Source organism: Jidongwangia harbinensis, assembly GCF_020216025.1.
Lineage (GTDB): Bacteria > Actinomycetota > Actinomycetes > Mycobacteriales > Micromonosporaceae > Actinoplanes > Actinoplanes harbinensis.
Genome location: NZ_JAIWNC010000019.1, coordinates 83,229 through 102,718, shown reverse-complemented (window position 1 = coordinate 102,718; position 19,490 = coordinate 83,229). Strand labels below are relative to the sequence as shown.

Sequence of the window (19,490 nt, the reverse complement as noted above, 5' to 3'; positions counted from 1 at the left end):
GAATGTAGCTTCGGTGGGTGCGTAGATTACTGCTCGCCGTAGCCGCTCTCGGTCTGCCGCTCGCCGTCGTGCCCGAGGCCGCGGCCGCCACCTCGCTGGGCGACGTCATCCCGGCGCCCGCCGAGGTGGCGCCCGCCGCCCGGGCCGACTTCCGGATCAGCCCGGTCACGGTCGTCCGGACCGGGCCGGCCACCCGCGACATCGCCGACCGGCTGGCGCGGGACCTGCGCCGGGTCACCGGTCAGCCGCTGCCGGTCACGTCGTTCGCGCCCGGGCCGGTGCCGAAGATCGCGCTGGTCCTCGCGCCCGGCGACGACACGATCGGCGACGAGGGCTACCGGCTCCGGGTGCGGCGCAACGCGGTGACCCTCCGGGCGAACACCCCGGCCGGCCTGTTCGCCGGCACCCAGACGTTGCGCCAGCTGGTGCGGGACCGGACCATTCCGGGTGGTTCCATCGTGGACTACCCGCGGTTCGCCTACCGCGGCGCGATGCTGGACCTGGCCCGGCACTTCCACACCCCGGACGAGATCAGGCGGTACATCGACGAGATCAGCCGCTTCAAGGTCAACCACCTGCATCTGCACCTCACCGACGACCAGGGCTGGCGCATCCAGATCGACAGCTGGCCGCGCCTCACCACGGTCGGCGCCGCGCCCGGCACCGGCGTGGACGGCGTCGGCGGCGGCTTCCTGACCAAGGCGCAGTACCGGGACCTGGTCAGGTACGCCGCCGCGCGCTTCGTCACGATCGTGCCCGAGGTCGACATGCCGGGGCACGTCAACGCCGCCCAGGTGGCCTACCCGGCACTCACCTGCGACGGGGTCGCGCCGCCGCCGCGCACCGACACCGCGGTCGGGTACAGCTCGCTGTGCATCTCGTCGGAGACCACGTACCGGTTCGTCGAGGACGTGATCCGGGAACTGGCCGCGCTGACGCCGGGGCCGTACCTGCACATCGGCGGCGACGAGGCGCACGCCACCTCGGAGGCCGACTACCTGACGTTCCAGCAGCGGGTGCTGCCGCTGGTGACGAAGTACGGCAAGACCGCGTACGGCTGGAACGAGATCGCGCAGTCGCCGCTGGCCACGAACGCGGTCGCCCAGTACTGGAACACCACCACCAGCAATCCGACGGTGGCAGCCGCGGCGGCGAACGGCATGAAGGTCGTCATGTCCCCGGCGCAGAAGGCGTACCTGGACATGAAGTACGACCCCGCCACGCCGCTGGGTCTGAGCTGGGCCGGCTACATCGAGGTGCGGACCGCGTACGACTGGGACCCGGCCGGCCACCTCACCGGCGTCGGCGAGGAGTCGGTGCTGGGTGTCGAGGCGCCGCTCTGGTCGGAGACGCTGCGCGACCTGGACGACATCGAGTTCATGGCGTTCCCCCGTCTCGCCGCGATCGCCGAACTGGGCTGGTCACCGGCGTCCACCCACGACTGGGAGTCGTTCCGGGCCCGGCTCGCCGCGTACGGCCCGCAGTGGACCGCCCGCGGCGTCGACTTCTACCCCTCCCCGCAGATCGACTGGCGCTAGGCGCTGGTGGTGGCGGGCGTACGGCCCGCCACCTCCTCGCCTTCGACGACCGGGAAGTGGCACGCGGTCTGGTGCGACGCCGGGTCGTCCAGCCGGGGCACGAGCGGCGGCTCCTCCGTCGCGCAGATCTCCTGCGCCTTCCAGCAGCGGGTCCGGAACCGGCAACCCGACGGCGGGTTGATCGGGCTGGGCACGTCACCGGTGAGCAGCACCCGGTTGCGCTGGGCCCGGTCCCGGCGCGCCGGGTCCGGCACCGGCACCGCGGACAGCAACGCCACCGTGTACGGGTGCCGCGGGTTCGCGTACAGCGTCTCCCGGTCGGCGATCTCCACCACCTTGCCGAGGTACATGACCGCGACCCGGTCGGAGATGTGCCGCACCACGGACAGGTCGTGCGCGATGAACACGTACGTCAGGCCGAACTCGTTCTGCAGGTCCTCCAGCAGGTTCACCACCTGCGCCTGGATGGACACGTCGAGAGCGGAGACCGGCTCGTCCGCGACGATCAGCTTGGGCCGGAGCGCCAGCGTACGGGCGATGCCGATGCGCTGCCGCTGCCCGCCGGAGAACTCGTGCGGGTACCGGTTGTAGTGCTCCGGGTTGAGCCCGACCAGCTTCAGCAGATCCTGCACGGCCCGCTTCACGCCGTGCTCGGTCTTCACGTTCTGGATCCGGAACGGCGCACCCACGATCGTGCCCACGGTGTGCCGCGGGTTCAGCGACGAGAACGGATCCTGGAAGATCATCTGCATGTCCCGGCGCAGCGGCCGCAGCTGGCCCTGGCGCAGGTGGGCGATGTCCCGGCCGTCCAGCTCGATCGATCCACCGGTCGGCTCGATCAGCCGGGTCAGCAGCTTGCCGGTGGTCGACTTGCCACAGCCGGACTCGCCGACCAGGCCGAGCGTCTCCCCCCGGTAGACCTCGAAGTCGATGCCGTCGACCGCGCGCACCGCGCCCACCTGGCGCCGCAGCACGCCCTTGGTGATCGGGAAGTGCTTCTCCAGCCCTCGGACCTTGAGGAGGGCGTCGCCCTGCTCGCTCATCACGCCTCCAACTCCGGCTTCACTTCTTCCGCCCAGATCCGCTGGCGCTCCTCGGTGGGCAGGTGGCAGCGCACCAGGTGGTTGCTGCCGCCGGCCCGGACGAGTTCGGGCCGGACCGTGCTGCCGAGCCCGCCGGTGCGGGGCTCGAAACGGCAGCGCGGGTGGAAGGCACAGCCCGAGGGCAGATTGATCAAAGACGGCGGCAGGCCCGGGATGGGGATCAGCCGGTCGAGGTTGGGCCGGTCCATGCGGGGCATGGAGCCGAGCAGACCCCAGGTGTACGGGTGTTCCGGGCGCTCGAAGATCGTGGTGGCGCCGCCGAACTCGACGCACCGGCCGCCGTACATGACGAGCACGTCGTCGGCGAGTTCGGCCACCACGCCGAGGTCGTGGGTGATCACGATGAGCGCCGAGTTGAACTCCGACTGCAGGTCGTGCATCAGGTCCAGGATCTGCGCCTGCACGGTCACGTCCAGCGCGGTGGTCGGCTCGTCCGCGATCAGCAACTGCGGGTCGTTGACCAGCGCCATCGCGATCATGGCGCGCTGCCGCATGCCGCCGGAGAACTGGTGCGGGTAGTCGTCCACCCGCCGGTCCGGCTGCGGGATGCCGACCCGGCCCAGCATGTCCACCGCGTGCTTGCGGGCGACCTGCTTGGAGACCTTGTGGTGCACCCGGTACGCCTCGATGATCTGGCGCCCGATCGTGTAGTACGGGTGCATCGAGGACAGCGGGTCCTGGAAGATCATGGCCATCTTGTCGCCACGCAGCTTGCGGACCGTCTCGCTGCCGGCGTTGACCAGCTCGTCGCCGTCCAGCCAGATCTCGCCGGAGACGTCGGCGTTGCGCTTGTTGTAGAGCCCCATGATGCCGAGGCTGGTCACCGACTTCCCGGAGCCGGACTCGCCGACGATGCCGAGCGTACGGCCGCGCTCCAGCTTGAACGACAGGCCGTCCACGCTGCGGACCACGCCGTCGTCCGTCGGGAAGTGCACCTTGAGGTCCTTGACCTCGAGGAACGGATGTCCGTCCGGCATCAGCCCACCCTCACTCTCGGGTCGACGACCGCATAGAGCAGGTCCACGACCAGGTTCGCGATGACGACGAAGAACGCCGCCATCAGCGTTACGCCGAGGACCTTCGGCAGGTCGTTGTTGGTGATCGCGTCGACCGCGTACTTGCCGAGGCCGGGCAGGGAGAAGACCTGTTCGGTCAGGATGGCGCCGCCCAGCAGCAGGCCGAAGTCCAGACCGAAGATGGTGAGGATCGGGGTGAGCGCCGCACGCATGCCGTGCTTCACGTTCACGTCGCGCTCGCGCAGGCCCTTGGCCCGGGCGGTGCGGATGTAGTCCTCGCCCATCGTCTCGAGCATGCCGGCGCGGGTCAGCCGGGCGTACTGCGCGGAGAACTGCAGGGCCAGCACGATCCAGGGCAGCAACAGGGCGTAGAACCACTCACCGGGATTCTCGGTGAACGGGGTGTACGTGCCACCGGGCGCGGTGATGCCCAGCTGGTAACTGAACACCAGCAGGCCGATCATGCCGGTGAAGAAGATCGGCAGCGAGACGCCGGCCAGCGAGAACGTCATGGCCGCGCGGTCGAGTATCGAGCCGCGGCGCAGCGCGGACACCGCGCCGATGGTCAGGCCCATCGCCAGCCACAGGATCGCCGCGCCGATGGCCAGCGACAAGGTGACCGAGAGCCGGTCGATCAGGTCGGGCCAGACCGGCTGGCCGGTGATGAACGAGTACCCGAAGCAGGGTGCCGGGCAGCGCTCGATCCCGGCGCCGTAGTCGTACTCGGCGCCGGTGAAGATGCCCTTCACCCAGCGGCCGTACTGCAGCCAGATGGGGTCGTTGAAGCCGAGCTGTTCCGCGACCTGGCCGATGGTCTCCGGGGTCGCGGCCCGGCCCACGTACCGGGCGGCCAGCGTTTCGGACGACGACCCGGCCAGGCGGGGCACCAGGTAGAAGATCGAAAACGTGGCGGCGCTGATGATGAAGAGCAGCCCGACGGCCGCGACGAGACGCCGAATGATGTACGCGATCACAGAGTCCGGCTCAGCGGCCGGCCCGGGTCACCCCGGACCGGCCGCCCGCTGCCTTCACCTACCCACTTGACTTAGGAGGAGCAACAACTCGGATCAGGCAACGCCCAGCGACAGGTAGTCGTACATGTTGTACGCGTCGCTGACGAACACGTTGGTGAGCGTCTTCGGCCGCACGAGGATGCTCTTGGCGTACACGCCCGGCAGAATCACCGCCTCCTGCATGACCCGCTCGTCGATCGGACCCCACTGGGCGTCGCGCTTGGCCTGGTCGGTCTCGGCGATCGCCTTGTCCAGCATCTGGTCCACCTGGGGGATCCGGACGCTGGTGTTCGACGAACCACCGGCCTCCTTGATGACCCGGCTGTCCACGATCTGCGACAGGAAGCCGAAACCGTCGTTCCAGTCGGCACCCCAGCCGTTGACGACCAGACCCAGCTTGTTGTTCTTCACGAACGGCGGGTTGCCGGCGTACTGGGTGAAGTAGTCGCCCTGCGGGTACGGCTTGAGCGTCAGCTTGATGCCCACGCGGCCCAGGGACTGCTGGAGCGACTCGGCGGCGGCCTTCTCCTTCGGCCGCTCGGAGCGGTACGAGATGTTGGTCTCGAAGCCGTTCGGCTGGCCACAGGCGGTCAGCGCCTCCTTGGCCTTCGCCACGTCGCCCTTGCCGTCCGCGGACGGGTACAGGTCGAACTTCTTGTAGCCCGGGATCATCGGCGGCAGGATCGTCGTCGCGATGTCACCACCGGCGAGCGGGCCGCCGTACGCGGTCTGGTAACCGGTCTTGTCCGCGGCGTACTCGATGGCCTTGCGGCAGTCGATCTTGTCCAGCGGCGCCACGGTCGGGTTGATCGAGGTGTACCAGAGTCGCGGCAGCACCGGGTTGTCCGACGACGCCTTCAGCGCCGGGTCGCCCACGACGCGTCCCAGCGCGGCCGGCTGCACGCCGGTGCCCGCCACATCGATGTCCAGGTCGCCGGAGAGCAGGCGGTTGTCGATGTCGTCGGCGTTGACGTTCAGCTGCACGTCGTAGGCGTCCGGCAGGGCCTTGCGGTTCGGGTCCGACGCCGGGTCCCAGTTCGGGTTCCGCTTGAGCGTGAAGTTCTTGCCCGGGTTGTTCTGGTCGAACATGTACGGGCCGGTGGAGAGCACGTGCTCCTTGTACTTCGCACCGGTGTCCTTGGCCTGCGGCACCGGAACCGTCTGCGACAGCGCGGCCAGGTAGTCGAAGCCGCCGAACGCGGACTTGAGGTGGAACACGACGGTGTTGTCGTCCGGGGTGGAGATCCCCGCGTCGGTGTTCACGCCCTTCGACTTGAACGGACCGTTGTAACTAGCCGGGATGTTCAGGAACGCCCGGAAGTACTCCGGACCGCGGGGGAACAGGACGCGGTCGAAGGTGCGCAGGACGGCGTACTTGACGTCCGCGGCCTTGACCGGGGTGCCGTCCTCGTACTTCACGCCCTGACGGATCTTGTAGGTCCAGGTCTTGCCGCCCTCGCTGGGCACGCCCATGCCCTCGGCGAGGTCCGGAACCAGCTGGTTGCCCTCGGCGCCCGGAACCGGCTTGAACATCAGCAGGCTGCGGCCGTACAGGCGGAGGAAGTTCCACGAGTAGCCGTAGTACGTGTCACCCGGGTCGAGGCTGTCCCAGTCGCCGGAGTTGGCCAACCGGATGGTGCCGCCCTTCTTCTCCGAGGGGTTGTACACCTTGGTCAGCGCGGCGTTGAACTCGGCCTTGGCGGCGTTGCCCGAGTCGCTGTCGGAGTCGTTACCTCCGCCCCCACAGGCGGCGGACAAAGTCAGTGCCAGCACGGCCGTACCGGCCACCAGCACCTTTGAATAGCGGTTCACTTAAAGCAACCTCCCTGGTGGAACGGTCCGGGTCCGGACCGCGCGGCTGGAGTGGAAGTCGGAGTCGCCGAGGCGGCCGGCGCGGTGCGCATCAGCGCCGGCCCTTGGGGTCGAGCGCGTCCCGCAGACCGTCCCCGAACAGGTTGAAGGCCAGCACCGTGATGAAGATGGCCATGCCCGGGAAGAACATGAAGTGCCAGATCGTGTAGAACCGGGCCGCTTCGGAGAGCATGCCGCCCCAGCTCGCGGTCGGCGGGCGGATGCCCACGCCGAGGAACGAGAGCGCCGCCTCGAACAGGATGTTCGTCGGGATGAGCAGCGTGGCGTAGACCAGGATCGGCGCCACCAGGTTCGGCAGCATTTCCTTGAAGATGATGTACGGCCCTCGCGCACCCAGGCTGCGGGCCGCGTCGACGAACTCCCGCTCCCGCAGCGACAGCGTCTGACCGCGGACGATGCGCCCGATGTACGGCCAGCTGAAGAATCCGATGATGAAGATCAGCAGGGCGATCCGCAGCGCGTCGCCGGACAGCCCGAACGCGGTGTCCGGGATGACGCCGGCCAGCGCGATCGAGAAGACCAGGAGCGGGAACGCCAGGAACACGTCCATCGCGCGGCTGATCAGCGAATCCACCCAGCCGCCGAAGTAGCCGGCGATGACACCCAGGGTGGAGCCGATGAGTACGGACAGGAGCGTGGCCAGGAACGCGATCAGCAGCGAGATGCGGGCGCCGTAGACGACCCGGCTGAAGATGTCCCGGCCGTTCTGCGGTTCCACTCCGAACAGGTGGTCGCCGCTGATGCCGGTGCCGCCCTTGGGGGCGAGCGTGTTCACGTCGATGAGATCCTGGTGGAACTGGTTGGGCGGTGCGCCCAGCAGATCCACGATCCACGGCGCGAAGACGGCGACCAGGATCAGGAACCCGACGACGAGACCGCCGCCCATGGCGACGCGGTCACGCTTGAGCCGGGTCCAGGCGATGCGGCTGAGTGACCGGCCTTCGATCGCCTTGCCGGGAGCCGCGCCCTTCGCGGGGTCCGCGCCGGTGGCGGGGTCCGGAGCAATCGGTCCCTGGTCAGAGACCGTGCCGGGTCCAACGACCATGAAGCGCCCGGTCCTCTCCCCGGCGGCCGGGCCACGGCGCCAAGGCCGAAACGCACGGCAACGCCGCCGGATCGGACCGGCCCCGCAGCGCGGGCAACCGATCGGTTGTCGCGTACGTGGGTTACTGCGGACCCGGGTCGGCGTCGGTGGGCGCCGGAACGGGCACGTCAAGCCGGCGAACGGGGTTAGCCGCCGCCGTGAGAGGAACGCTCACGTAATCCCGGTCACCGGTCAAGACCCTCGCGGTGCTGTAACCAAGTTCAGGCCGCGCCGTGATGGCAGCGTGACCTGGCCACGAGGCGGCCCACGGGCAACCGAAACGTAACTCACCCAGACGGCACAGAGAGCCGATTTCCGGGTAACGTCCCCCGACCCGGCACAGAGGCCCCGGAACCACTCAGACGGCGCGCCGGCCCTCGAACGCGCGGCCCAGCGTGATTTCGTCCGCGTACTCCAGATCGCCGCCGACCGGCAGCCCGCTCGCCAGCCGGGTCACCGAGATCCCCATCGGCTTGACCATCAACGCCAGGTACGTCGCGGTGGCCTCACCCTCGGTGTTCGGATCGGTGGCCAGGATCAGCTCCTTGACCTCCCCCGTGCCGAGCCGGATCAACAGCTCACGGATGCGCAGGTTGTCCGGCCCGATCCCCTCGAGCGGATTGATGGCACCACCCAGCACGTGATAACGCCCCCGGAACTCGCCGGTGCGCTCGATCGCCACCACGTCCTTGGGCTCCTCGACCACGCACAGCACCTCGTTGGTGCGGCGGGTGTCGCGGCACACCCGGCACTGCTCGGACTCGGCCACGTTGAAGCAGGTCGTGCAGAAGCGGACCAGCTCCTTGACCTTGCGCAGGGAGTTGGCCAGCCGGGTGACGTCGGCCGGGTCGGCGGACAGAATGTGGAACGCGATGCGCTGGGCCGACTTCGGGCCCACGCCCGGAAGCCGTCCCAGCTCGTCGATCAGGTCCTGGATGGCACCTTCGTACACGTGATCAGAACCCCGGAAGGGTCAGACCACCGAGGCCACCGGTGGCCGGACCCATCTTCTGCTCGGTCAGCTCCCGCTGCGCCTCGGCGGCGTTGTGGATCGCGGCCAGCACCAGATCCTCCAACGTCTCGACGTCGTCGGCGTCGACCGCCTTCGGGTCGATCTTCACGGACTTGAACTCACCCAGCCCGGTCACCACCACGGTCACCAACCCACCGCCGGCGGTGCCGCTCAGCTCCGCCTCGGCCAACTCGGCCTGCGCCTGAGCGACCTGCTGCTGCATCTTCTGCGCCTGCTTCATGATCTGCTGCATGTTCGGCTGTCCACCGGGGCGCATGGCACCGCTCCTCAAAGGTCGGGATAGGAGGTCGTCGTCGATCAGCGTAGTCGGCCCACCGGCCACACCCGTCACACGCCACCGCGCGACGCACCCGGCCGGCGGCCTCTCGCCGTCCCTCGTTGCGCCGGTCGTGGGCACGGCTGGACAGAGTTCCTATTAGTCCGGTATGCAGCTTTCCGGCGGTAGATCTTGGAGGCTTGAGCGATTCTTGGAGCGAAAACGCCCCTGGGCGGGCCATAGCGCTCCAAGATTCGCCTCACCCTCCAAGATCTGCCGGTCAGCGACCGTGCGGGCCGTCGGCCATCGGAACTACGCCGACGTCACCATCGAGTTGGTCGCGGCCCGGGCCGGCCCGGCGGCCAACGCAATCCTCCGGGACGAACCGCGCGGTGGCCATCTCGGCGCCGACCCACTCGCTCCGGTCGCGGCCAGCGGCTCAGAGTTCGCTGATCTTCTCGGCGCCGAAGGCGTCCTTGAGCAGTTGCATCGCCTGCTGTTCGCTGCTCTGCCGGGCCGTCTTCTCGTCGATCACGTCGTCGAGCGGCTCGTCACCCGGATCGAACCCCTCGAACGCCGACGTCGCCTCCGTTGCGGGCGGCCCGTCGTACTCGGGGTCGTAGGGTGCCTCCTCCGTCGGCGACCCGTCGGCCCAAGCGGCCGGTGCGGCGGGTTTGGCCGCCTGCCCGGAGCGTGCACTGCCGGCCGCGGCGGCCGCTCGGGCGGCCGCCAGTCCGCTGCTGGGTGGGCGGGCAGCCGCCGGTGCGTTGCTCGCTCCACGGGCCGCAGTCGGTGCGTTGCTCACCCCACGGGCCGCAGTCGGTGCGTTGCTCGCTCCACGGGCCGCGGCCAGTGCGTTGCTCGCTCCACGGGCCCCCGTCGCTCCGCCAGGTCCCGCAGATCCGCCACTCGGCCCTCCGCCCGGTTCACCGCCGTCGGGCGCCGAGCCGGTGCCGACGGCCGAGCCGGTGCCAGCAGCCGAGCCAGTGCCAGCAGCCGAGCCAGTGCCAGCAGCCGAGCCAGTGCCAGCAGCCGAGCCAGTGCCAGCAGCCGAGCCGGCGCCGGGCGGGCTGGTGCCGGCGCGCGGGTCGCCGTTCACCGAACCGGCCGCCCGGCTGTCCGGGCCGGCGGCCGAGTAGGCAGCCGGATCGCCGCCCGGAGCCGACGTCGCGGCCCGCGCGTCGGCCGAACCGGTACCGCCTGGCCCGGGAGACGCTGCCAGCGCGGTTCCGGCGCCGGCCGGGCCACCGCTGGACGATGCCGGGCCGGGCACAGCTCCGCCCGGGGACTGGCCGCTCGGAGGTGTCGCAGCCGCCAGGGCAGCGCCGCCGGGCCGGGCCGGCTCCGGCCAGTCGTCGCCGTCATCGGACCGGGCCGGTGCGGCCTGCCGCTGCTGGCCGGGCGAGGAACCCTGGGCCGGAGTACGACCGCCGGTCCCCCCACCACCCGTCGCCGCCGGACGCTGCACGCCCGGAACGGCCGGACGCTGCGCCGGTCCGACGGACGCCGGTCCCGCCTGAACCGGTCCGCTCTGCACGGGGCCGCTCTGCACAGGGCCGCTCTGCACCGGACCGCTCTGCACCGGGCCGCTCTGCACCGGACCGCTCTGCACCGGACCGCTCTGCACCGGACCGCTCTGCACCGGGCCGCTCTGCACCGGACCGGCCTGCACGGGACCCGCCTGACCCGGCGCGGTGCTGCGGACGCCTCCCGCCTCTCCAGACACCTCGCAGCGGATCTGCCAGCGGCCGCCGAGTGCCTCGTACAGCGCGTCCACGATCAACTGCGGCTGGTCGGCCACCATCTTTGCGTGCGCCGGGAACCGGAACGTGAGCACCACGGTCTGCCCGTCCAGGTCCCGCACGGTGGCACCGGACGCCAGCGCGGCGACCTTCTTACTCTGCCGGCCGACCGCGCCGATGATCTCGGGCCACACCTCGCGCACGGCCGCCGCGGTGAGCTGACCCGGGGCGGCGGGCTCGTCGAACTCCTCCGGCGCATCGGGCAGCACACCGGCCGGCTCGGCCGTCGGCGCCTCCGGACCCGCCGTGGGCGCCGAGGGCTCGGAGCCCGGCGCCGGGGAAGCGGCCGCGACGGGCCCGTCCTCGGTGTGCACCGGCTGAGTCGCGCCGGCGTCCCGGTCCTGGCCGGTCACGACGGTCCCGGCAGCGGACGGCCCGGCCGCACTACCCGGATCCGCCGAAGTGTCCGACACCGACGCCGGATGCTCTGCCCCGACGGGATCCGCTTCCGTCCCGGCCGCAGATGTGCCGGGCCCTCCCGCGGACTCGACCACGTCGATCGAGTCGGGGGCCGACGATCCGGCACCGACGGCGGCCGCACCGGAGCCGCCACCCGCGACGAAACCCACACCGGCAGGAGAGCCGGCACCCCCGCCCGACCCACGGCCGACGGCGCGCTGCTGGCCAGGTGCGTCACCGCCGGCACCGGCCTCGGCGGGCGACCGCCGCGCCGCAGCCGCAGCCGCGCGGGCCGCCGACAGGCCACCACCACCGGCGCCACCGCCGTCGCTCGGGACGGGCGGTGCCTGCTCAGAGAGGGCCGGCTCGCCGGTCAGGGTGAGCCGCCGCTCCATGCGTTCCAGACGCTGGAGCAGGGCGCCGGTCGTGTCGTCCGCGCCCGGCAGCAGCATCCGGGCGGTGATCAGCTCGAGCAGCAGCCGCGGTGCGGTCGTGCCGCGCATTTCGACCAGGCCGTTGTGCACGATGTCGGCGCAGCGGGACAGCGTCGCGGGGCCGAGCCGGGTCGCCTGGGCGCCCATCGCGTCGAGCTGGTCGGCCGGCCCGTCGATCAGGCCCTTGGCGACGGCGTCCGGCACCTGTTGCAGGATCATCAGGTCACGGAAGCGTTCCAGCAGGTCGGACGCGAACCGGCGGGCGTCGTGGCCGGCCTCGGCCACGCGGTCGATGGTGGTGTACGCCGCGGCGCCGTCACCCGCCGCCAGCGCGTCGCACATCTCGTCGATGAGCGCGACGTCCGTGACGCCGAGCAGCGCGACCGCCCGCGGGTAGCTGACGCCCTCCGGCCCGGCGCCCGCGATGAGCTGGTCCAGCACCGACAAGGTGTCCCGGGCACTGCCACCGCCGGCGCGCACCACCAGCGGGAACACCGCCGGCTCGACGTGGACGCCCTCGGCCTCGGTGAGCTGTTGCAGGTACGGCCGGAGCACCGCCGGCGGGATCAGCCGGAACGGATAGTGGTGCGTGCGCGAGCGGATCGTGCCGAGCACCTTTTCCGGCTCGGTCGTCGCGAAGATGAACTTGACGTAGTCCGGTGGCTCCTCGACCAGTTTGAGCAGCGCGTTGAAGCCCGCCGACGAGACCATGTGGGCCTCGTCGATCACGTAGATCTTGTAGCGGCTCGAGGCCGGCGCGAAGAACGCCTTCTCCCGCAGGTCGCGTGCGTCGTCCACACCGCCGTGGCTGGCCGCGTCGATCTCGATGACGTCGATCGAGCCGGTGCCGTCGTTGGACAGGGACTTGCAGGAGGCGCACACCCCGCACGGGTCGGGGGTGGGGCCCTGTTCGCAGTTGAGCGAGCGGGCCAGGATGCGCGCGCTGGAGGTCTTGCCGCAGCCGCGTGGCCCGGAGAAGAGGTATGCGTGGTGGAGCCGGCCACTGCGCAGCGCCTGCGACAGCGGCTCGGTGACGTGCTCCTGCCCGATGACCTCGGCGAAGGTCCGGGGCCGGTACTTCCGGTAGAGGGCTAGTGCCACTCCTGCCACCTCCTGAACGACCGCGCCATTGTCCGTCGAGGGTCTGACAAGAACAAACAGCGGGCCCCGGAAGTGAAAGGACCCCCCGTGCACCCGCCAGAGCCCGCTTATCCTTGCTGCCTTCCGGCCCTGGGGAGGTTCACGGGGTACGCGCCGCACGAGGGGCTGCCCGACAGCCTACCCGGCGGGTCCGGCGGGGTGCCCGGGGCTCCCGCGAAACTTGGGCGGTGCGGTTCTGTATCCTGTCGGACGGAGGATTCGCCTAGAGGCCTAGGGCGCACGCTTGGAAAGCGTGTTGGGTTAACACCCTCACGAGTTCGAATCTCGTATCCTCCGCCAGCTCAACCAGGCAGAACGTCGAAGGCCGGACCCAACAGGTCCGGCCTTCTGTCTACCTGTCGCGCTCAGCTCACCTTGCCCAGGCTGGACGTGATCAGCTTCGTTCCGGAGCGGACGACCAGCAGGTAGCGATTTCCCTTCGGCAGCTTCGCGGTGGTGGTCCGCAACGCCATCGCGCGGTCGGCGACCCGGGCCTTGTTGACGACCAGCTTCCGGCTCGACGTGAACCGGGCCGCGGTGGCCTTGCCCAGGTCGTACACGGTGGCCGCGCACGGCGTCTTGCGGCTGCACGCCGACAGGGTGCTGGACACGGTGGTCGTCCTGCCGCGGACCTTGGCGGCGGTCCCGATCGGCTTGACCTTGCCCTTGACCCGGTACTTCGGGACGCTGAAGGTGATGTCGCGGACCGTGACGAGCATGCCGTCGGCTCCGTGCTGGGCGGCGTTCCAGCTCGTGTAGGTGGGCGCCAGGTTGCTGCCGGGGTCGCCGGAGCGGGTCGTGCTGAACGCGGTTCCCGCGTCGGAAGGCAGTACGCCGTACAGGTTCACCAGCCCGGCCGCCGGCAGGAACGCCTGCAGGGTGCCCTTCTGCAGGGCGCCGTCGGACTTCAGATGGGTCGACGCCGCCTGGAGGTCCAGCGCCGGCGCGTCCGGGGTGCCGCCCGGCTGGAGGTACCCGGCGATCGCGTTGCGGGTAGCGAATACCGCCCCGGTCAGAACCGGGTCGAGCGTCGTGTCGAGGCTGAACATCAGTGCGGCGCCGAGGTACTCGCTCGCCGCGTGGGCGATGTCGCAGTTGAAGATCGGGGTGGCGGTGCAGCCGTTGCCGTCGGGCCAGCTCGCGGGCACCGGCGCGGACGCCGGCCGGAACCTGACCCGCACGGTTGCATCGTCCCGGCCGAGGTTCGCGGTCCGCCAATAGAGCAGCTCGCCGTTGACCCAGCTCCAGCGCAGCTTCTTGCCGAGCGAGTTCAGCCGGACGGTCATGTCGATCACGCTGGTCGCGTCGATGACGGGGCTGGTCGTCAACGGGCCCTCGGGGCTGCCCGTGCTCGCGAAGTCGTACCCGTCGGTGTGGCCGGCGTCGTAGGTGACGGTGACGCCGACCCGGTTGGGGGTGGCATAGCAGGAGCCGGGCGCGGGCACCTGGTTCACCCGGCACAGGTTGTACGGCGACACCACAGCCGTGACGTCGCCGGTCGCGGTCGCCGGACGGCTCGTACCGCCGTTGGTGATCACCTGCGTCACCGTCGAGCCGTTCGTCACGGACAGCGCGCTGACATACGGTCGCTCCTCGACGCCGCCAGGCATGTCCGCCCAGCCCGCGTGGTATCCGCCCTTCATCGGGTCCGTGGAGATCAGGTCCGCGAAGTCCTGGTTCGGCATCCCGGCGTACTGCTGCGGGCCCGGGTCGGCACGCACTCCGTCGGACGTCACCCCGAGTGTCGCCGCACCCAGGACTGCGATGCCGGCCATCGCGGCAAATCTCCGTACAGCGACCATTGTTGACGTCCCCTCGTGGTGTCCGGACCGGTCCCTTCGGCGGCGCCCGGATGCACGTGAGGACTGCGGTTGGTGCAGGAACGGAGCAGCCGGTCAGCGTTGCGCGGCCGCGATCGCCTGGTCCACGTCGGGAAAGATGGTGAAGTACCGGCTCAGCCCCACGGTGACGAGCAGCCGGCTGAGGAACGGGTTGGCACCGGCGAAGCTGAGCCACCCGCCCCGCCCCGCGATGATCTGCCGGCTGGTGATGAAGGCGCTCAGGCCGACCGAGTCGCAGAACTTGAGGTCGGTGAGGTCGACGACGATCCGGGGTACCGGCCGTTCCAGCAGATCGGCCAGCGTTGCATGCAGCTTTGCCGCGGTGTCCGCGTCGAGCTCACCACGGAGGTGCAGCACGGCCACGTCGGAACGGTGCTCGGTGATGGAGGCCTGCATGGTTTCGCTTTCGTTCCGGTGCAATGGCATACAGGCTAGATCGCCTTTATCGGACATCAGCGGACAGTGCGTCCGTCCGTCGGGGGGCCTCTGGGCGGGGTTGTGCGTTGCGTAGCCGGATCCCGCTGAACTCCAGCGTGCTGGCCACCACGGCGTCGAGGAACGTCCAGAGGTTGGGCAGCACGCGCAGCTGGATGCCGGCCTCCTCGTGCCGGGCCAGGAGGTCGCCGACCGGCTCGGCGGGCCCGAGCGGCCGGACCGGCCGCTCCGCGACCATCGCGTGCGGCACGGGTTCGCCGAAGGGGCGGAAGGCGGCGGCCGGGAGCCGGTACGCGTACAGCCGGGTGGTGCGGATCCGGTCGAGCCAGCGGTACTCGACGGCGTGCACCCTGGGGCCGCCGCCGGGTCCGATGATCGTGCGGACGTCGTCGGCCGCGGTGTCCGGTCCGGGCCAGGCCAGCACGCGCGGGCAGTCGCGGGGGAACCAGTACGCCGGCGCCTGGACCGCGTCGACCGCCCACACGTACGGTTCCGGCTGTTGGGCGGTGGCCGCGACGTGCGGCTCGAAGCTGGTGATCGTCGGGTCTTCGGAGAAGTGCAGGACCTGTCCGGCGTCCGGGCGCATCGGTCCTGTGTAACGCAATCGGGCCGGACCCCGCGAGGGAGTTCCGGCCCGATCGGAAAGGTTCGGCTGGCCGAGATAGTCAAGCATGCGGCACAGCCCGGCTCCTGGCGCTACTTACAGCTTGCGCCACCGCCAGCGTGGCCCACGCCACGCGTCGGCCAGGATCATCGCGGACGACTTTCCTGGACACTGTTGCACCTTGGACTTGCCCTGGGGCCCACCCATCTGAGCCTCGACTTCCCAGACCTCGCCGTCGGTGCGGACGTAGACGTCCCGGCGTGCAAGACGGACGTCACCATTCCACCAGTGATGCTCAACTCTCACGAGTAACCACCCTAGGGCAGATATCGACAGATCTACCCGGGGCAATCTTGTGAAATGTTCTCACCACCAGGTCAGAGCACCTCGACCGATGGGGCGGACTTTGGCCACACCACTTGCGCACTCCCGCCCGTATTTGCCCAGGTTGTTCGCAGTCACCGTACGTAGTTTCCGCAGGTGACCGGCGGCACCGAAAGCACGCGATCTTGCGCCGAAACGCCACCGTTACGTAGAGCCTAGCTGAGCAGCGGTTTCCACCGGCCACCGGGCGGGTCGGACGGCTCCGGAGATCCGGCGGGATTTGGCACACTCTGTAATGAGAGACGATCCGGATAGCAGGGCGCAGACGTCACTGAGCCGGTTGCCACGGCTTCAACCACCCCGTCTCCGGCCAGCCCTCGGCCGCCGCCATCAGCGGGAACGCGGTTCCACCGTCCACCGTCTCGCGGATGATGTCGGCGTGCCCGGCGTGCCGGGCGGTCTCCTGGATCAGGTGCAGCAGCACCCAGCGCACCGACCAGTTGTCGTAGTCCTGCGGGTTCCACGGCACGCTGTGGTCGATCGGCACCGCCTGGCCGAGGTCGGCCACGCCGGCCACCACCCGCTCGGTCTCGGCCGCCACGGTGTCGTAGAACCCGATCAGGTCCTCGTACGACGCGCCCTCGGCGATGTCGAAGTGCTGGTCCCACTCGTACGTGCCGGGGTACGTCGTCGGCCGCTGCAGAACCTGGTCGATCCAGTGCGCCTCGGTGTGCGCGGCGTGCCAGATCAGCCCCCCTACGCTGAGCGGGCTGGCGCTCGGGGTGGCTCGCAACTGTTCCGGCGAGAGTCCGTACCCGGTCAGTTTGAGCTGGTAGCGCATCTGCGCGAGGAAGGCGACCAGACCGTCGCGCTCGTCGGCGACCGGGCGGACCTGACCAGGCATGACATCTCCTTAGCTCGTTCGTCTGTCATTCATGACGCTACGAGGTTTTGCGGTCAGATTGTGACCGCAAGACATTCAAGTGACGTCACTTTTAGGCCGTTTCGTAGCTGGTTCGGCGGCATTGACGGGGTTACCTTGACAACGTGACTTACAGGGGCAAATCACTAATTCGGGGCATTGGCCGTTACCTGGCGGTGGCGGTCATCGGGACGACCGTGGCCGTCGCGGCGACGCCGGCGCAGGCGGCGGTCTCGTCGACGCCGGACCGTACGCCGGGATTCAACGGGACCGTGCTGGCGGTCGCCTACCTGGGCGACACCGTCTACGTCGGCGGGAACTTCACCCGCGCGGTGGTCAACGGCACCACCGTCACCCGCAACCGGCTGGCCGCGGTGAACGCGCTGACCGGGGAGCTTCTGCCCTGGGCGCCGTCCGCCGACGCCCGGGTCAAGGCGATCGCGGTCAGCGGCTCGTCGGTGTACATCGCGGGCGACTTCCTCACCGTCAGCGGGCAGAAGCGGGACAGCCTGGCCCGCCTGGACGCGCTCACCGGCGCGGTGTCCAGCACGTTCAAGCACAGCATCGGCGGCAAGCCCTACGCGCTGGCCGCCGCGAGCGGGCGGCTCTACCTGGGCGGGGCGATCACCACGGTGAACGGCCAGGCCCGCTCCCGGCTCGCCGCGTTCAACCTGACCAGCGGCGTCCTCGACAGCGGGTGGAAGCCGACCGCCGACGACCAGGTGGAGGCGCTCACGGCCGCGGACGGCCGGATCTACGTCGGCGGCAAATTCCACAAGGTCAACGGCACCAGTGGGTACGACCGGCTGGTCGCACTGGACCCCACGTCGGGGGCGATCGTCACCGCGTTCCGGCCCCGGGCCACCGTCATCACCTTCGGCATCGCGGTCAGCTCGGCCGGCGTCTTCACCGCCACCGGTGGTCAGGGCGGCCGGGCGCACGCCTACTCCACGTCGGGCACGCTGCGCTGGACCGCGACGTTCGACGGCGACGCCCAGGCGGTGGCGGCGCAGGGCAGCACGGTGTACGTCGGCGGGCACTTCGACCGGGCCTGCCGGACGCCGCGTACCGGAACCCAGGGGGTCTGCCTGGACGGCTCGGACGATCGCATCAAGCTGGCCGCGTTCGACGTCGCCAGCGGCCATCTGCAGAGCTGGACCGCCAACGCCAACGGCATCGAGGGCGTACTCACGATGACCACCAGCAGCGCCCTGGGCGCGGTGGCCGCGGGCGGCGCGTTCACCACCGTCAACGGCCGCGGACAGAAGCGGTTCGCCCAGTTCCGCTGAGCTTTTCCGGTAGAACCGGGGCCGCATCCTTCGGGCGGGGATGCGGCCTCGCCATGTCCGGGCTCAGGCCTTGCAGTCGTGCTGGCGGGCCCAGGCCCGGACCGTGGCGACCGGGCTCTTGTTGCCCTTCTTCCGCCACGACGTCAGGTAGTCGGCCGGCCAGATCACCCCGCGCCGCACCCGCCAGTCGCCGGTGCCCGCGCACTTCGGCGAGATCCCGTAGTGCAGATGACAGACGTTGTTGGCGTTGCCGGTCCGGCCTACCGTGCCGAGCCGCTGACCGGTCTCCACCCGGACACCGGCCCGGACGCCGGCCTGCACCCGGGTCAGGTGCGAGCCGTAGTAGCGCACGCCGTCGTCACCCAGCAGCGACACCGACAGGCCACCGTTGTTCGGGCCGTCCGGGCTGCCCTCGACGTACCGGTCGGTCAAGCTCACCTCGAGGATCACCCCGCTCGTGGTGGCCACCACCGGCTCGCCGCAGTCGGCGAAGATGTCGGTCGCCGGATACTTCCCGTGGGTCCGGTGGAACGCCACGTTGCCGGCCTTCACCGGGAACGCGTACCGGATCGTCCGCCGGGTCGTGGCGCTCGCGCTCGGCTTCGCGGAACTGGCCGCCGCGCTCGCCGACGGCGGAGCGACCGAGGCGGGCGCGGGTGGCGCCGGCGACGAGGGGGCCGGGACCGTCGGTGACGGCGCGACGAACTGGGGCGTCGCGGTGGCCGACGGACCGCCGCCGGCCCCACCGCAGCCCGCCAGGCACAACGCGAACACGGTCAGACCGGAGAGGGTACGGACGGCAACCACCGGGCCATCCTGGCAGAAGCCGTTGATCCGTGCCGACCACCGGGTCTGGATAGTCTCCATGGGTACGCGTGCTGTCGGTCCGTTCCCGAGGAGTGCCCATGGCTGAGCGACCGGTGCAGTGGCCCGCGGCCGAGCCACCGCCGCCCGGCTGGTTGCCGGCGTCCGGCGACCAGGCCGCACCCGTGTCCGGCCCGATGCCACCCGCCCGCCCGGCACACCCGATCTACCGGGAACCGCATCCGGTCACCGCCGCCCCGCTGCTCGCCGGCATCGGCGCCACCGCGCTGTGGTTCGCGCTGTTCGGCGCCATCGGCCGTGACCTGTTCAGTTACGCCTGGTGGACCGTGGTGGCGGCGGTGTCCGCGTGGGTGGTCGCCGCGGTGCTGACGGTGCTCGGCGACCGCGGTGTCGCGGTCGGGGTGGCCGTCACGAGCGGGGTGGGGCTCTCCGTCGCGGGCGGCTTCGTGGCGTTCCGCTGGATCACCACGAGCGACTGGCCGATGTGGTGACTGCCGGCCCATAGGTCCGCTTCGCCGATGACCTTACGTGCACTCATGGTGGCGCAGCGCACTTGGCCT

At 70.3% G+C, this 19,490-nt stretch carries 16 protein-coding genes, 1 tRNA gene and 1 other RNA gene; 4 read left to right on the top strand and 14 right to left on the bottom strand.

Translation table 11 applies throughout. From position 1 onward, the window contains the following. Nucleotides 1-17: 17 nt before the first annotated feature. Nucleotides 18-1,538, top strand: coding sequence for a beta-N-acetylhexosaminidase (locus LDL48_RS23400; protein ID WP_225257348.1), 1,521 nt, complete (start codon nucleotides 18-20; stop codon nucleotides 1,536-1,538). Here the strand turns inward: LDL48_RS23400 and LDL48_RS23395 are convergent. The 9 genes from LDL48_RS23395 to ffs all read right to left on the bottom strand — a co-directional run bounded on the left by LDL48_RS23395 (nucleotide 1,535) and on the right by ffs (nucleotide 12,821). Then, complete coding sequence (locus LDL48_RS23395) at nucleotides 1,535-2,581, bottom strand: ABC transporter ATP-binding protein (protein ID WP_225257347.1); 1,047 nt, start codon at nucleotides 2,579-2,581, stop codon at nucleotides 1,535-1,537. The genes LDL48_RS23400 and LDL48_RS23395 overlap by 4 nt on opposite strands. Then, nucleotides 2,581-3,618, bottom strand: coding sequence for an ABC transporter ATP-binding protein (locus tag LDL48_RS23390; RefSeq protein WP_225257346.1), 1,038 nt, complete (start codon nucleotides 3,616-3,618; stop codon nucleotides 2,581-2,583). Before LDL48_RS23390 ends, LDL48_RS23395 begins: the two co-directional genes overlap by 1 nt. Further along, complete coding sequence (locus LDL48_RS23385) at nucleotides 3,618-4,631, bottom strand: ABC transporter permease (protein WP_225257345.1); 1,014 nt, start codon at nucleotides 4,629-4,631, stop codon at nucleotides 3,618-3,620. Before LDL48_RS23385 ends, LDL48_RS23390 begins: the two co-directional genes overlap by 1 nt. 93 nt (nucleotides 4,632-4,724) lie before the next feature. Further along, on the bottom strand, nucleotides 4,725-6,482 hold the full coding sequence (locus LDL48_RS23380) for an ABC transporter substrate-binding protein (protein WP_225257344.1): 1,758 nt from the start codon (nucleotides 6,480-6,482) through the stop codon (nucleotides 4,725-4,727). Between the two features lie 91 nt (nucleotides 6,483-6,573). Then, nucleotides 6,574-7,587, bottom strand: coding sequence for an ABC transporter permease (locus LDL48_RS23375; RefSeq protein WP_225257343.1), 1,014 nt, complete (start codon nucleotides 7,585-7,587; stop codon nucleotides 6,574-6,576). 397 nt (nucleotides 7,588-7,984) lie between these two features. Then, the gene (gene recR, locus LDL48_RS23370) at nucleotides 7,985-8,578 is read right to left on the bottom strand and encodes a recombination mediator RecR (RefSeq protein ID WP_225257342.1); all 594 of its coding nucleotides are present in this window, start codon (nucleotides 8,576-8,578) and stop codon (nucleotides 7,985-7,987) included. A gap of 4 nt (nucleotides 8,579-8,582) precedes the next feature. Further along, entirely contained in the window at nucleotides 8,583-8,891 is a 309-nt protein-coding gene (locus LDL48_RS23365; protein ID WP_225257444.1) for a YbaB/EbfC family nucleoid-associated protein, read from the bottom strand. A gap of 463 nt (nucleotides 8,892-9,354) precedes the next feature. Continuing rightward, nucleotides 9,355-12,651 (bottom strand): DNA polymerase III subunit gamma and tau, encoded by a 3,297-nt coding sequence (locus LDL48_RS23360; protein ID WP_225257341.1) that lies wholly within the window; start codon nucleotides 12,649-12,651, stop codon nucleotides 9,355-9,357. Nucleotides 12,652-12,724: 73 nt separating this feature from the next. Then, nucleotides 12,725-12,821: signal recognition particle sRNA small type (ffs, locus tag LDL48_RS23355), an RNA gene on the bottom strand. An 81-nt stretch (nucleotides 12,822-12,902) separates the two neighbouring features. Here ffs and LDL48_RS23350 point away from each other — a divergent pair. Continuing rightward, nucleotides 12,903-12,990 (top strand) — tRNA-Ser (locus LDL48_RS23350). Nucleotides 12,991-13,055: 65 nt separating this feature from the next. On the opposite strand, the gene LDL48_RS23345 is transcribed toward LDL48_RS23350, so the two are convergent. From LDL48_RS23345 to LDL48_RS23330, 4 genes are all read right to left on the bottom strand, one after another. Further along, nucleotides 13,056-14,465 carry a hypothetical protein gene (locus LDL48_RS23345; protein WP_225257340.1) on the bottom strand — a complete coding sequence of 470 codons (1,410 nt, stop codon included), beginning with the start codon at nucleotides 14,463-14,465 and terminating at the stop codon, nucleotides 13,056-13,058. A 120-nt stretch (nucleotides 14,466-14,585) separates the two neighbouring features. After that, entirely contained in the window at nucleotides 14,586-14,927 is a 342-nt protein-coding gene (locus LDL48_RS23340) for an STAS domain-containing protein (RefSeq protein ID WP_225257339.1), read from the bottom strand. A gap of 46 nt (nucleotides 14,928-14,973) precedes the next feature. Continuing rightward, nucleotides 14,974-15,552, bottom strand: a complete 579-nt coding sequence (locus LDL48_RS23335) for a DUF6886 family protein (protein WP_225257338.1) — start codon at nucleotides 15,550-15,552, stop codon at nucleotides 14,974-14,976. Nucleotides 15,553-16,222: 670 nt separating this feature from the next. Further along, on the bottom strand, nucleotides 16,223-16,798 hold the full coding sequence (locus LDL48_RS23330; RefSeq protein ID WP_225257337.1) for a DinB family protein: 576 nt from the start codon (nucleotides 16,796-16,798) through the stop codon (nucleotides 16,223-16,225). A 194-nt stretch (nucleotides 16,799-16,992) separates the two neighbouring features. Between LDL48_RS23330 and LDL48_RS44610 the strand changes: the two genes are divergently transcribed. Beyond that, on the top strand, nucleotides 16,993-18,105 hold the full coding sequence (locus LDL48_RS44610; protein ID WP_225257336.1) for an NHL repeat-containing protein: 1,113 nt from the start codon (nucleotides 16,993-16,995) through the stop codon (nucleotides 18,103-18,105). Between the two features lie 63 nt (nucleotides 18,106-18,168). Here the strand turns inward: LDL48_RS44610 and LDL48_RS23320 are convergent, their stop codons facing one another. Beyond that, the gene (locus LDL48_RS23320; RefSeq protein ID WP_225257335.1) at nucleotides 18,169-18,912 is read right to left on the bottom strand and encodes a M23 family metallopeptidase; all 744 of its coding nucleotides are present in this window, start codon (nucleotides 18,910-18,912) and stop codon (nucleotides 18,169-18,171) included. Nucleotides 18,913-19,010: 98 nt separating this feature from the next. Here LDL48_RS23320 and LDL48_RS23315 point away from each other — a divergent pair, with 98 nt between their 5' ends. Further along, nucleotides 19,011-19,421: a hypothetical protein gene (locus LDL48_RS23315; RefSeq protein WP_225257334.1), complete on the top strand. Its 411-nt coding sequence runs from the start codon at nucleotides 19,011-19,013 to the stop codon at nucleotides 19,419-19,421. The last annotated feature ends 69 nt before the right edge of the window (nucleotides 19,422-19,490 follow it).

Bases quoted from the DNA above. Each gene is read 5' to 3' on its own strand.
- LDL48_RS23395 (WP_225257347.1), bottom strand. From the start codon at position 2,581: ATGAGCGAGCAGGGCGACGCCCTCCTCAAGGTCCGAGGGCTGGAGAAG.
- LDL48_RS23390 (WP_225257346.1), bottom strand. From the start codon at position 3,618: ATGCCGGACGGACATCCGTTCCTCGAGGTCAAGGACCTCAAGGTGCAC.
- LDL48_RS23375 (WP_225257343.1), bottom strand. From the start codon at position 7,587: ATGGTCGTTGGACCCGGCACGGTCTCTGACCAGGGACCGATTGCTCCG.
- LDL48_RS23365 (WP_225257444.1), bottom strand. From the start codon at position 8,891: ATGCAGCAGATCATGAAGCAGGCGCAGAAGATGCAGCAGCAGGTCGCT.
- LDL48_RS23345 (WP_225257340.1), bottom strand. From the start codon at position 14,465: ATGGCCGGCATCGCAGTCCTGGGTGCGGCGACACTCGGGGTGACGTCC.
- LDL48_RS23340 (WP_225257339.1), bottom strand. From the start codon at position 14,927: ATGCAGGCCTCCATCACCGAGCACCGTTCCGACGTGGCCGTGCTGCAC.
- LDL48_RS23335 (WP_225257338.1), bottom strand. From the start codon at position 15,552: ATGCGCCCGGACGCCGGACAGGTCCTGCACTTCTCCGAAGACCCGACG.
- LDL48_RS23330 (WP_225257337.1), bottom strand. From the start codon at position 16,798: ATGCCTGGTCAGGTCCGCCCGGTCGCCGACGAGCGCGACGGTCTGGTC.
- LDL48_RS23315 (WP_225257334.1), top strand. From the start codon at position 19,011: ATGGCTGAGCGACCGGTGCAGTGGCCCGCGGCCGAGCCACCGCCGCCC.